The following is a 13,213-nucleotide window of genomic DNA, read 5'->3' on the forward strand; positions in this document are numbered from 1 at the left end:
GTTATATCTATGCATTTAGGATATTTACTGATGACGTATAAATTTTTAGTGATTAATTTGATAAAAGAATGTATTTAAACATGATTGACTTTTGAAAAGTTATAGACATATTTTAAAAAAAAATGGCTAATTTTGTAGAAAGAGAATGGGAAAAGGCTCTAAATAACTTTAATTACTCATTCAAGTTAGGGCAGAATCACGAGCGTAATGAAAATTATAGTGAAGCTCTTAATCAATATGCGTACTCTTTGAGTTATATTCACGACAGTTTTATGTATATTGGGAATTGGCTTGATACAGCTTCTTTAAGAAAAGCAACAATTGATAGTATTTTTCTCCTGAATTTATTATGTAATAGAATAACTAAATGTCTCCATTCTAACCAACAATTCAAACATGCTGATATTTTTTGTAAACACAATCGACTAGCTCTTAAAAGTTTGGAGACTTATAGCGTTTATTTCGACCATCAACAATTAGAGCAGTATAAAAAATTATGTGCAGAAGCAGACTTTATGGAAAATAACGGCGAATTGGGAATATTAGCTGAACAACACATGAATGTTGATGAAAAAGCCATATTATTAAATAACGAAAGCTTTGAAAAACTGTGTACTAAATTTGATGAAATATATTCAAATAAAAGCATTCTTTTAAAATTAAATAACGAAAGTAGTACCAGTGATTCTTCTTGCTTTATCGCTACAGCAGCTTATTCAACAAATCAACATCCTGATTTAGATACTTTTAGACAATTCCGAGATGATAAGTTATTAACAAATATATTTGGGAAAGCTTTTGTTAAAGGATATTATAAGTTCAGTCCTGAATTAGCAGAATATATTAGTAGTAAACCAGCTTTTAAGAATTTTGTCAGAAAGCAGCTTGAGAATATAGCAAGGAAGATAAGAAAACATAAATCGTGACTGTTTAGGGGTTGCAGATAGATAAAACTGCGATGTATTTCAATATCCTAAAACCAGAATTGTAGAGACGTAGCTTTGCTACGTCTCTACAGGTTTTTGTTATTTTTCATGTTAGCGTAACTTGCCCACAGGTCTTATCATCTAGGATTGCTATATTAAATACTGGAAGTCTCTTTATCAATATTTGCGACTTCTTCGCTTGATAACTTAACATCTATAGCTTGTACCGAATCTTCCACACTCGAAGCTTTACTTGCACCAGGAATTGGCAAAATGCAGGGAGATTTGGAACGCAGCCATGCCAACACAATACAATATACAGATACGCCTTTTTCTTGCGCTAATTTTGCTAATACAGGCATATCTTGCAATCCTGTATGACGACGCATCCCACCAAAAGGACTCCAAGGTAAAAACGTCAAATTTTCCTGCTCGCAATATGCCAAAACACCATCAGATTCTGGTTGACGCTGCCACGGACTATACTGATTTTGTACGGAGACAATATCCACCACATCTCGCGCTTTTTTAATTTGTTCAACGGAAAAGTTAGAAACACCAACAAAGCGAATTAAACCCTCTTCTACTGCTTCTTTTGCCGCTTTAAGAGATTCCTCGATGGTGTATTTTGGATCTGGTGAATGGTATTGCCAAATATCTATGGGTTTATTTCCACCAAGTGCTTCAAAGCTAACACGAATTGTTTCCCGTAAATGCTGGGGGTTGCCATTTTGCGTCCAGCTTTGGTTGGGACGCATTAACCCACCTTTGGTAGCAATAATGACCTTACTTACATCACCTTTGTAGGTTTGTAATGCTTTATATATAAGCTTTTCATTATGGTGTTTGTCCGATTCGTCTTTACAGTATGAGTCAGCAGTATCAATAAAAGTGATACCTAAATATAAAGCACGATGGATGGTATCGAGGGATTGGGATTCGGGAGGGCGATCGTATATTGACATTGGCATTCCACCTAATGCGATCGCGCTTACGGAAATGCCAGTTTTTGCGATTTCTGTTGTTTGCATAACTATGTTGAAAGAGATTAAGGAATGGGGGAAGAAGGAATTATCTATTCATTACTTTATTCTGTGTATTGGGAATAAAGTATTCTACTTGCGGATGATTTTTAGCTATTTATTTTTTTGCTTTTTTTTGATTCTTTTTCTTTTGTTGTGGATTGGAGCTTGCAAAACCTTGTGCTGTTGATTGGGGTTGATTTCGAGAATATTTAAATTCTTCATCAAATGAGTAATTGACGTATTTGGCTGGTGGTTGTTCTTTTAAACCTAGTTCTATTTGTGCTTCTTCCCAATTTCTTACTAAGCAGAGGGAAACACGTTTTGCTGCGAATACTTTTTCAATAATTGGAGCAGATTCAACAACATTTAATTCAATTAGTTCTTCAATTAGTAAACCATTTATTTCTGTTTTATTATCTGCAAAGCATTCTAGTTGCTGAGTTAGAATTTTAACACATCTGTCACTTAATTCTGGATATTTTGTCGCAATAGAACCCAGTGCGATGACGGCATCTTCACAACCATTATCTTGATTGGATTCCTGGGAAAAATTGGTAATACATGCTTCCAGTGGAGAAATTGCTTTTTCACCAATCGTTGCGATCGCATCTGGTAGTGCCATCATGATCGAATCATTTTCCTGATCGACTGTCTGGAAAAAATCAATTAATGGTTGAATTGCGTCTTCTGCACGGAGTTCCCCAATTACCCTTAATGCATGGATTGGTGCCCAATATTCTAAGTTTTCACCATCCCCGAAATTCAATTCTTCATCAACTACCATACGTAGTAAATCAGGAACGTGTTCTAAAGTAAAACCAAGTTCTTCTACGTAATTTATTCCTCTTTTTTTGCTGTGTAGATGCTCCCTGTCTTCCTGTAAGACATTGCTTACCTCTAAAATGTCAATTTCCCCATAAGTTAGTAATTTATCTACGGGAGAGGGATAAGATGCAACCATGTGAATATCTCCTTGAGGTGGAATCAAAACTATTATTTTCTTCAAAATCAAGCTTTATTACTCAAAATCCAGCGTTCTTGTTACATAAAATGCAACAACAGCATTCTAATTTGAGAAAGGATTCATACTGGGATTAAATTTGTAGATTAAATTGATAGCTAAAATTCATCTGTCTGAGGATAGAGTTATGAAAAAACATGGCGTTATTTTTGCTGCTGCGTTGGGAGGTTTGGTATTTACTGGTTGTGCTTCGTCGCTTCCTGATGTCCAAACTAAGTCAGTACCACCAAGTTTAGATCAAAAAAACTTAAATCAAATGGAGAATGTTGCAGCAAATTCCGCACAAATTCCCCAATCTGCGAATACAACACAAAAATTGCTCAATGCTGGGCAGGTATCACCATTAAAACAAGTCAAGTCACAATTAATAAAGAAAGCAACTATGAGTATGGTTGTGGAGTCAGTTGGGCAAACTATTGAAACAGTTACGCAACTGATTAATAAACAACAAGGTGATTTAATTAAGTTAGCAGAAAATCAACCTAAAGATGAATTTGCGCGTCATACAGCATTGATGCAAATGCGTGTTCCTCAAAGTTCGTTGGATGCGACTTTGGATGGTTTAGCTAAACTCGGAAGTGTTAAAAGTCGGAATATTACAGCAGAAGATGCTGGGGATAGAATTGTTGATTTTCAGGCACAGTTGGCTAATTTACGAAGAACTGAAGCGAATCTGCAAAAAATCATGGATAAGGCAGGTTCGGTACGGGATACATTAAGTGTTTCTCAAGAACTTAGTAATGTTCGTAACTCGATTGAAAGAATTGATGCTCAGTTAAAAAATTTACAAAATCAGGTTACTTATTCAACTATTACATTAAATTTAGAAGCTGCTGTCTCCAGCAAAAATCCTCAGCGTGGCTTTGGTTTACAAGTTCAAGAAACTTGGGGTAAGTCTACAAGTTCAGTCAGTAAGTTCAGTATGGGACTAGTCAAATTAGCTATTTGGCTGATGGTTTATAGTCCGTATTTATTCATGATTATTGCTGTTATCTATGGGTATAAATTTTGGCATCGTAATAGGAATAGGAGAGGGAATGTAGGGGATTGAGTGAGCTAATGGGGGGGGAATTCTGCTACCCAATCAATCTCCACAGGGTTTTAATTCCCAATCTCACACTTTCAGACTCTGGATTTTTTATTCGCTATAGAAAAATAATTACACCCAATTTTATTTTCAAAAATGCCCATTTTCTGGTACAGATAGTAATAGTGATACTTCAGGTAAATTCCGATTTTACTAACTAAAACTCTTTAAATTGGGGTTTTTGCCAATACTCTGGGGTTTTCTGTCGAGTAAAATCGTGTTGTAATCTCTGATACCAGGTGTGATAATGGAATGCTCGGATTCTTCAGACAAGGTTCGACAGATAGAAGTCAACCAAAGCAATTCTCAGATAGTTCTGGCAGAACTAGGGGATATTGTTGCTCAAACTCAAGAACCTCTGATATCAGATTCAAGCTTAAAATCTGGCTCAAAATCTGGTAATTTTTGGCTGTTTGGATGGCTTGGGATGACTGGAATCGCTATTATTATCGCTGGTGTTTGTCGCTGGTTTTACGCTCACAGCTACGAGGAAACTAATAAAGCTTACATTACTAGTGATATTGTTGCTGTCAATTCTCGTGTTCCTGGGAAAGTAGCAAATGTGACGGCAAAGGAAAATCAGAATGTAAAAAAAGGGGCTGTGTTAGTCAAGCTGAATCCGAAAGAGTTTGAAATTAAACTCCAGCATTTACAAGCTTCTCTGGCAATTTCCCAGGAACAAGCTAAAGCTACGGCAAGAAGTCTCAGTGATGCTAAGGCGATAATTACTACTAATAAAAAAATAAACCAAGTATTTAAGATTACAGACTCGTTTGTTACTGAAGCCCAAAATGTCGAAAATAAAATTCGAGTTCAGTTGCGACGTTTTGAACCAAACTTTATTAAAGGTGAATTGGAACGCGATCGCATTGTTAAACTCTATCGATTGGGGTTTATTTCCCGGAATATTCTGGAAAGTACAAAGGTGAAATATGATGTTTTGGGGAAGGAACGAAAATCCCTTTCAGAAAAAGTCAAGCTAGCTGAAACTAAATTGGTGCGATCGCAGTTGGATTTTCTCAATAATCAAGAAAGGATTACACGGGAAACTGTTTCTAAAATTCAAGCACAGTTAAATTCTCTAGATGAGGAAATTCGGGTTACAAAACGGGAAATAGAGGATTCTCAAGCTGCGAAAATCAAACTTGCAGAGCAGGATATTAATTCTCAAAAGTTAATTTCCCAAAATCCTCAAGTAAGCAGTCAGAAACAACAGCAAGAAATTGATTTACCAAAAATTCAAGCTGCTTTAAATTCAAAGTTAGCGGAACAAAAAAAATTAACCGCACAAAAAGAGTCGCAGGAAAAACGAATTACTCAGGTATCTGCACAAAAAGAACTAGTTACATTATTATCTGAAACTAAAATCAATAAATATAAGTACGATATTATTAAGCAGCGTTATAAACTGATACAGGATGTTTTATTAACTACGCAAAAGCAAATTAAAGCAGCACAATACCAACTTTATTACACCAAAATTACTGCACCAAATAATGGTCAAGTTAACATTAAACGGGTACAAGCTGGGCAAAAAGTAACATCAGGACAAACTTTAATGTCAGTGGTTCCACAGAAACCGTGGGTTGCGGCAAGTTTTGAACCAGAACAATTGAAAAAAATCAAACCTGGACAAAAAGTAAAAATTAAAATTTCCCAGTTATCAAATCAGACTTTTATTGGTAAGGTTCAAAGTGTTTCTTCGATGTCTAAATCAGGTTCTAAATTAGAATCTAAATCAGAAATAACTCCCGCAAAACCACCTGTAAAAATCTCCCTAGAAAGAAATATTTGGAAAAATTCCCAGTTACAAATTGCACCAGGTACTCCTGTAACTGTAAGGGTTGAGCTAAAGTAGATATTCCCAAAATATTTTGTTGGGGAATTCTAGAAAATAAAAAGAATTCAGAAGTTTAATATCATACCCGAACAAAGTCTAACTAAATACTTCTTTATTCCCTCTGCGTCTTAGCGTCTTGGCGGTTAAAAAATCCATATTTTATTAAACATATCATTTATATTGCTCGTGTGGCTGGGTGGGGAGACCCCTACTTCTTACTACCTTTCTTACCTTTACGATGATTATCAGCTTGGACTAACAACGAATCTGCAAATGCGATCGCATCCTGTGCTGATTTTCCCCCTGCTAATTGCGCGAGTTCGTCTCGACGTTTGCTTTGGTTATCCAATGCTGTCACTCTCACAACTGTGCGTTCTTCCCCTTGTCCATTGTGTTCTTTTTTACCTTTATCTTGGTTAATTGTTTCCTTTGACACCCGAAAATGCTTATCTGCCATTGCCGCTATCAGTGGTTGGTGGGTGACACATAATACCTGCTGTTGGGAACTAATTTGATGTAACTTATCAGCGATGCTTTGGGCAACTCTTCCCGATACCCCAACATCAATTTCATCAAATATCATTGTACCAGGTGCGTCGATTTGGGAGAAACATGCCTTTAAAGCGAGTAAAAACCGGCTCATTTCCCCCCCAGAAGCGGTTTCCGAGAGTGGTTGCAGAAGTTCTCCAGGATTAGGACTAAACATAAAGGTAATTTTATCAGCACCTGTGGAAGTTGGGGGAATCGCAATGATTTGGACTTGGAATTGGACTTTTTCCATCGCTAACGGTTTGAGTTCGCGAATTATTTGCGATTCTAATTGCTTTCCTGCTTTGCGTCGTAATTCGGTTAATTTTTCACAAGCTTGATTTAACTTCTTTAAACAGGCTTTTTCTTGCTTTTCTAAATTTTCGATTGATTGTTCACTATCGGTAAGTGCTGCTAACTCAGCTTGGGTACGATTGAAATGTGCGATCGCATCTGTTAATGTGGGACCATATTTGCGAATTATTTGTTTGAGTTCGCGAATTCGTTCTTCTACCTCTTCCAAGCGTTGCGGATCGGCTTCGAGATTTTCGCCATAGGTATTAATTTGCCGTGCTACCTCATTCACTGCCATTTGAGCATCACGAATTAAATCTAACAATGGTTCCAGATAGGAATCGTATTCTACTATATCGAGTAATTCCCCTTCGCTATCTCCTAAAAGGTCTGTAGCGGTTGGACTATCACTTTCACTTTGATATAAATGCTGATAAATTTTGTAACTAGCTTGTTGCAAATCGACTACGTGAGTCAAGCGATCGCGTTCTTGTTGAAGCTGTTCAAGTTCGTCGGGTTCACTCAGATTTGCTCCACTGAGTTCCTGTACCTGGTAGGTAAGTAAATCGAGTTGCTGTAACCTTTCCCTGTCTAAAGTTCGACGTTGTTCTAACGCTTGGTGTGTTTGGTGATACGCGGCAAAGGCACTGACTACGGCATGACGTTGCTGAATTTGGCTATCACCACCATAAACATCAAGCCATTCCCTAACTTGGGAAGACTGCCCAACTTGTACACTTTGACCTTGTGCGGTAATCTCTACCAGCTTTTCCCGCAATCCGTTCATGACTTGGCGATTTACCAAAACCCCATTCACACGGGAACGACTGCGGATATTACTAGCAGTGGCAGAAATTTCGCGACATATCACTACTGAGGTATCATCAATTAAATCAATTTCCTGTTCGCTTAACCACCCAGCTAAGGCATCATTAGAAGCAAAGGTAGCTTCGACTAGGGTACGACTTGTACCAGTACGGATGACACGACTGGAGACTTTACCACCTAATACCGCATCAATTGCATCAAGGATAATCGATTTACCCGCACCAGTTTCCCCAGTTAGCACATTCAAACCTGCACCAAATTCGAGTTCCAACCGATCGACAAGGGCAAAATTTTCAATTCGCAGCAGACACAACATCGAGGCAAAATCTCCGTAGGGCAAGACGCAGGATATTTAGGATTTCAGGGACAATTACTAGAAGCACTTTGAGATTTAATACAATTGTATCCTTCCTTTACCAAAACTAGTTTCGATTGGTTGCTTAGGGACTTCCAGAAAATGAAATATCCCAAATTACATAATTATTAATCGTATCATTCGTAGGGGCTGGGTATCCCCGCCCCTTATTTATATATTTATTTATTGGGACAATTTTTTTCTTGGTGTTTCCTTATCGCTCGCAATAATCAGAAATATTTAACCCTATCGCAGAAGGCAAAAATATATTTTATTCCTTCTGCCTTCTGCCTTTCTTCGGTAAGCTAGGATAAAATTTTCGGTTATCCGGGTACACTGTCAGACCAATTGCAAGTTAAGCTAAATAATTGAACGCTAATCTTATTTAGCAAATTTCCAAAATCTTTAATTTATATATTGTTACAATTATTGACATTGCTCTTGCTGTGCGGCGGTAAGTTAAATGAACGTTAAGACAATGACCCCTACAAACCAAATGTTAGAAAAAGTCAGTTCTCCAAACCAAATGTCTGAAGTAAGTTTACTGGCTTTGAGAGGGGAGGTGTCAAACTTGCCATCCTCCGTGGTGAATACTGGGGAAGCAGGTTCAGGAATAGGTTCAGAAATTAAATATGATGCCAATGCGATCGCATCATATTATCAATCTCGACCGTTTCAGGTATTTAAGCGGATTTTGTCGGTGTTATTACCAACTCTGAGTTTTGTCTTTGGAGTCTGGTTTGATGGGAAACGAGGGGTACAGGTAAAAAAGGATCGTCGTCGTGCAATCCAGTTTCGCGAACTATTAACGGGGTTGGGACCAGCGTATATTAAGATTGGTCAGGCATTATCTACAAGACCCGATTTAGTCCCATCGGCATTTTTAGAAGAATTAACCCAGCTACAGGACAAACTACCTGCATTTCCCCAGGAAACAGCCTATAGATTTATAGAAGAAGAACTCGGACATAAACCAGAGGAAATTTATGCCGAGATTTCACCCCAACCAATTGCAGCAGCATCATTGGGACAGGTTTACAAAGCAAAATTATTTAGTGGTGAAGAAGTCGCAATCAAAGTCCAACGTCCAGACTTACGTGAAGCTATCACCATCGATTTATATATACTCCGTAAATTAGCCGTATGGGGAAAACAAAAATTCACCAGGGTACGTAGCGACTTAGCTGGCATCTTAGATGAATTAGGCGATCGCATTTTCGAGGAGATGGATTATATCCACGAAGGTGAGAATGCTGAAAGATTTTTCCAACTTTATGGTCACATGAAGGACATTTATGTGCCGAAAATATACTGGGAATATACGAATCGTCGCGTGCTGACGATGGAATGGATTTATGGTAAAAAGCTGACCCAGACTGAGGAATTAGCCGCAGATGGAATTGATGCGCGTTATTTGATTGAAGTTGGAGTTCAGTGTTCGTTACGACAACTATTAGAGCATGGATTTTTCCACGCCGATCCCCATCCAGGTAACTTACTCGCAACACCTGAAGGGAAGTTAGCATACCTGGATTTTGGGATGATGAGCCAAGTTCAACCAGCCCAGCGCTATGGTTTAATTGAAGCGATCGTTCATGTGGTCAACCGCGATTTTGAAGGTTTAGCTAACGATTACGTCAAGCTTGATTTTCTCACACCCGATACTGACTTAACGCCGATTATACCCGCATTTGCTAAGGTATTCGCGAATGCTCAAGGTGCAAGTGTAGCGGATTTCAACATTAAGAGTATAACTGACGACCTCTCGGAATTGATGTATGAGTATCCTTTCCGTGTACCACCCTATTATGCGTTGATTATTCGCTCTTTAGTGACACTTGAAGGTATAGCAATTTACATTGACCCTGATTTTAAAGTCCTCAGTGAAGCTTATCCCTATGTAGCAAAACGGTTATTAACTGACCCCGCACCTCAGTTAAGGATATCATTACAAGATTTATTATTTAAAGAGGGTAGTTTTCGCTGGAATCGTTTGGAAAACCTGTTGAAAAATGCTCGGAGTAATGAAGAGTATGATTTTGATTTGGTGTTGAATCAGGCAGTTGATTTTCTTTCGTCAGAACGTGGTCAATATATTCGCGAAAAGCTAATTGATGAGTTATTAAAGAGTGTCGATGGTTTGCGGAAAAATGTTTTGCATAATTTTACATCTTTATTGCGGGAACAGGTAGGAATTACCGCAGTGAAGGAAACACAAGCAGCAGATTTAGAGCAGCAAGAAACTTTGGAGCATATTAAAAGAGTTGTGGAGATTCTCCAGGAGACAAGAGGGTTTGATACGAATCAGTTGATTCCCCAAATTACACAAATATTATTGAATCCTGGGGTACAAAGATTAGGTCAGCAAATCACTGGACAATTGTTAGAGAAGACTGTTATTCGAGTATTAAGACAGTTATTAGTAGGTGAACAAGTAACAATTTCTCCATGATTTTGATTTGATTTTTTTTTATCCCATAAGGGACTTTTAGAAAATAAAATATTTCAATCACCAATGTACCACCATATCATCTGAAAGGGCGGGGAGACCCCGCCCCTACGATTGGGAACAATTTATTTTTTGATGTTGCTTTATACTGTTTTTTCTTCGTTGGTGACAACAAAGTGAGCAAGTCCAAAACACAGTAGAGCGTTAACAACTAAGAAGATACGGGAAAGTATAGTAGTTCCCAAACCCCACACAGCAGGATCGGTAATTGAGCTTACTCCCAAGCAAGCTGCCATCCCAATCGATGAACCAATGGCAAACCACTTCAATTTTGGATGACCTAGCAGCAATCCCAATAAGCCTAAAGGAATAAGTACGCTGGCAAAGAGGGGATTAAATGCGTTGGTTCCTTGAATGGCATTACCTAATTCGGGGATGGAACTGCCCAAAACCCGGAAGGGCCATTGGGGTAAATCAAAGATGTAAAATCCTTTGAGGGGAAATAAACCCGAACTGCCGAAAAGTAAACCTGTTGCTAAAGTCCAACTCCAGGAGAAGGGGAAATAAACCCGTAGGAACCAAGCAAGTAGGTACGAACCAATCACCATCAGGATTTTGGGGATTAGGGCGTAAGCACCACCATCAATCCAAAAACGGGGATTGAGATAGCCGTTGTCGCGCAACCAACGGAAGAAGTCTTGGAAGTTGATTTGTCCTTTGGTAGCTTCTTTAACTGCGGCTTCGGCATTGAGTTGTCCGGCTCCGTAGTAGTTTAAGCTGTCTTCGGGAATTTTTCTGGCTGAATTTTGGAGAACACCTAAGATTTCATCGGGATTTTTCACTCCTGATGCTTTAATCAAGGCTGCCACACCAGCGACGTGGGGAGATGCCATACTAGTGCCTTGCAAGCCCAGAAAGGTCTCTTCACCCTTATTATCGAGGTCGATGGTTTCTTGGAGGACTTTGCCTGCGTCGCTTCCACCGGGGGCAGAAATATCTACACCTGCTCCATAGTTAGAATATGGGGCTTTGATGCCATCGGGACCAAGTGCGGAAACTCCGATAACGTGGGGATAGCGGGCTGGATATGCGGAACCGTTTTCGCTTTCGTTACCCGCAGCTGCAATAATAACTACACCTTTGTTGTGGGCATATTCTATGGCATCTTGCATTAACTTGCTTTCACCACCACCACCTAAACTCATGTTAATCACATCTGCATTGTTATCGGCGGCAAAACGGATTGCTTCGGCGATGTCAGCAATGGTTCCTCCACCGTAGTCACTGAGGACTTTGAGGGGCATGAGGTTAGCTTCGTAGGCGATACCAACGACACCATAGCCGTTATTGGTGGCTTGGGCAATGGTTCCGGCGACGTGGGTTCCATGTCCGTTGTCGTCGGTAGCTTCTTCGCGATCGTTGACGAAATCGTAACCTTTGACGAAGTTGGTTTCGACTAAATCGCGAACTTTACTGACTCCGGTATCTATGACTGCAACGGTAATACCTTTCCCTTTGGTTAGCTTCCAAGCACCTTCAACGTTGATGTTGTGCATGTGCCACTGCTTGACGTAGAGTGGGTCATTGGGGGCATCACCTGTTCGGGGTTTGCTGTCTTCACCGTCTGAGTTTTGTAAAAATTCGGCTTCTCTGGCGACTTCCCCTAGCTTGGGAATTTTGTAAATATAGTTAGGTTCGACAAATTCTGTATCTTTAGCAAATAGCGATCGCTTTAATTCCTTTAGTCTTGTTTTATCGCCTTTGATAATATAAACATTATCTTTGGCTGAAAATTTATTATCGAGTTGCGGTGTGACTTGGAATTGTTGTGCGATCGCATTTAAATCCTGTTGTAATTTATCCTTGGGGATATCTTCGCGGAAATCAATCACAATCGTCTGAAACTCCCCTTGGACTGCTAATCCCTGGAAGTTGACAAAGTGGAACAGGGTTGCACTCAACCCAATCACAAATAAGCAGAGTAGTATGAGCCTTTTCATATAAACTTGGTTAGCGATGAAAGCCAGTTGCTCACTAAGATAACTTAATGTAACTCGTTCCGTCTAAATGTTTCATTATTGGGGGGTAACAAAAATGATACTCAAGTGAGAAGAAACAACTTACAGCAAAGTTATGGGGTTAGTGACTAGTTACTGTTTTACCCCGTTAACTAAACATCAAGGTAATAACGAGTTTTTACGTACAAATATATTAAAGTTTTATTATGGAACGCGGTCTTTTGTGGTTGCCTTTACTATTTGCATTTTTCTGGTTGGCTTGGCAAGGTTCGCGGGAATTTAAAAAGGTTGAATCCTACCGCATTTGGGCTGAACAATTCGACAAGGCTAAATATGATATTTATGCGGTTTTAGGTCTCAAGGATAATAATATCACCTGGGGAAAGCCGACAACAACTGGACCAATCCAACTGGAAACTTTTTCACTTGATGATGTGGCTAATATCCAGCTATTTGTTGACAAAAAACAAGTGGAAATGGAAGAACCACCGCAACGAGGAGGTTTAATTGAATTAGAATTTCTTTTCTCGGAATCAGCAAAATCAGTACGAGTTCCATTCACAGAAATTCCTCTGGCTGCTGAATGGGGTAAGTATTTGAGAAGGGAAAGGGAAAAAGGAATAAAAATTTTTTAGGAACCGCCAAGACACCAAGACGCAGAGAGAATAAAATAAGGACTTGGCTGAAGTGTATTGGAATTTATTAGCTGGAATCAAGTAAGTATATTTTCACATGATGCGGATAATTACTGATTCTTTTCTTGATGGGTTTTGTATAAAGTTTGTATAAAAAATATAGGCAATGATTGCAAATAAAATATTGAGGGTTCCTGTTGCTTTTAC

9 protein-coding genes are annotated in these 13,213 nt (G+C 38.9%); 5 read left to right on the forward strand and 4 right to left on the reverse strand.

The window, feature by feature from the left end; genetic code table 11:
* Nucleotides 1–122 precede the first annotated feature (122 nt).
* Nucleotides 123–926, forward strand: coding sequence for a CFI-box extended C-terminal domain-containing protein (locus CK510_RS16075; protein WP_095722664.1), 804 nt, complete (start codon nucleotides 123–125; stop codon nucleotides 924–926).
* 155 nt (nucleotides 927–1,081) lie between these two features.
* Here the strand turns inward: CK510_RS16075 and CK510_RS16080 are convergent, their stop codons facing one another.
* Nucleotides 1,082–1,957 (reverse strand): aldo/keto reductase, encoded by an 876-nt coding sequence (locus CK510_RS16080; protein ID WP_095722665.1) that lies wholly within the window; start codon nucleotides 1,955–1,957, stop codon nucleotides 1,082–1,084.
* A 109-nt stretch (nucleotides 1,958–2,066) separates the two neighbouring features.
* On the reverse strand, nucleotides 2,067–2,912 hold the full coding sequence (locus CK510_RS16085) for a hypothetical protein (RefSeq protein WP_095722666.1): 846 nt from the start codon (nucleotides 2,910–2,912) through the stop codon (nucleotides 2,067–2,069).
* Between the two features lie 187 nt (nucleotides 2,913–3,099).
* On the opposite strand from CK510_RS16085, the gene CK510_RS16090 reads away from it, so the two are divergent.
* Complete coding sequence (locus tag CK510_RS16090) at nucleotides 3,100–4,023, forward strand: DUF4349 domain-containing protein (protein ID WP_095722667.1); 924 nt, start codon at nucleotides 3,100–3,102, stop codon at nucleotides 4,021–4,023.
* Between the two features lie 283 nt (nucleotides 4,024–4,306).
* Nucleotides 4,307–5,917: an HlyD family secretion protein gene (locus CK510_RS16095; RefSeq protein ID WP_095722668.1), complete on the forward strand. Its 1,611-nt coding sequence runs from the start codon at nucleotides 4,307–4,309 to the stop codon at nucleotides 5,915–5,917.
* A 190-nt stretch (nucleotides 5,918–6,107) separates the two neighbouring features.
* Here CK510_RS16095 and recN read toward each other — a convergent pair whose 3' ends face one another.
* The gene (recN, locus tag CK510_RS16100) at nucleotides 6,108–7,865 is read right to left on the reverse strand and encodes a DNA repair protein RecN (RefSeq protein WP_095722669.1); all 1,758 of its coding nucleotides are present in this window, start codon (nucleotides 7,863–7,865) and stop codon (nucleotides 6,108–6,110) included.
* 502 nt (nucleotides 7,866–8,367) lie between these two features.
* Here recN and CK510_RS16105 point away from each other — a divergent pair.
* The gene (locus tag CK510_RS16105) at nucleotides 8,368–10,356 is read left to right on the forward strand and encodes an ABC1 kinase family protein (protein ID WP_095722670.1); all 1,989 of its coding nucleotides are present in this window, start codon (nucleotides 8,368–8,370) and stop codon (nucleotides 10,354–10,356) included.
* A gap of 140 nt (nucleotides 10,357–10,496) precedes the next feature.
* Here the strand turns inward: CK510_RS16105 and CK510_RS16110 are convergent, their stop codons facing one another.
* Nucleotides 10,497–12,353 carry a S8 family peptidase gene (locus CK510_RS16110; protein WP_095722671.1) on the reverse strand — a complete coding sequence of 619 codons (1,857 nt, stop codon included), beginning with the start codon at nucleotides 12,351–12,353 and terminating at the stop codon, nucleotides 10,497–10,499.
* Between the two features lie 224 nt (nucleotides 12,354–12,577).
* Here CK510_RS16110 and CK510_RS16115 point away from each other — a divergent pair, with 224 nt between their 5' ends.
* Nucleotides 12,578–13,006: a hypothetical protein gene (locus tag CK510_RS16115; RefSeq protein ID WP_095722672.1), complete on the forward strand. Its 429-nt coding sequence runs from the start codon at nucleotides 12,578–12,580 to the stop codon at nucleotides 13,004–13,006.
* Nucleotides 13,007–13,213 lie beyond the last annotated feature (207 nt).

It is taken from the genome of Brunnivagina elsteri CCALA 953 (assembly GCF_002289455.1).
GTDB classification, from domain to species: Bacteria; Cyanobacteriota; Cyanobacteriia; order Cyanobacteriales; family Nostocaceae; genus Brunnivagina; species Brunnivagina elsteri.

Coding starts and splice junctions, on each gene's coding strand:
- CK510_RS16095 (WP_095722668.1), top strand. CDS start 4,307: ATGGAATGCTCGGATTCTTCAGACAAGGTTCGACAGATAGAAGTCAAC.
- CK510_RS16115 (WP_095722672.1), top strand. CDS start 12,578: ATGGAACGCGGTCTTTTGTGGTTGCCTTTACTATTTGCATTTTTCTGG.
- CK510_RS16090 (WP_095722667.1), top strand. CDS start 3,100: ATGAAAAAACATGGCGTTATTTTTGCTGCTGCGTTGGGAGGTTTGGTA.
- CK510_RS16110 (WP_095722671.1), bottom strand. CDS start 12,353: ATGAAAAGGCTCATACTACTCTGCTTATTTGTGATTGGGTTGAGTGCA.
- recN (WP_095722669.1), bottom strand. CDS start 7,865: ATGTTGTGTCTGCTGCGAATTGAAAATTTTGCCCTTGTCGATCGGTTG.
- CK510_RS16080 (WP_095722665.1), bottom strand. CDS start 1,957: ATGCAAACAACAGAAATCGCAAAAACTGGCATTTCCGTAAGCGCGATC.
- CK510_RS16085 (WP_095722666.1), bottom strand. CDS start 2,912: ATGGTTGCATCTTATCCCTCTCCCGTAGATAAATTACTAACTTATGGG.
- CK510_RS16075 (WP_095722664.1), top strand. CDS start 123: ATGGCTAATTTTGTAGAAAGAGAATGGGAAAAGGCTCTAAATAACTTT.
- CK510_RS16105 (WP_095722670.1), top strand. CDS start 8,368: ATGAACGTTAAGACAATGACCCCTACAAACCAAATGTTAGAAAAAGTC.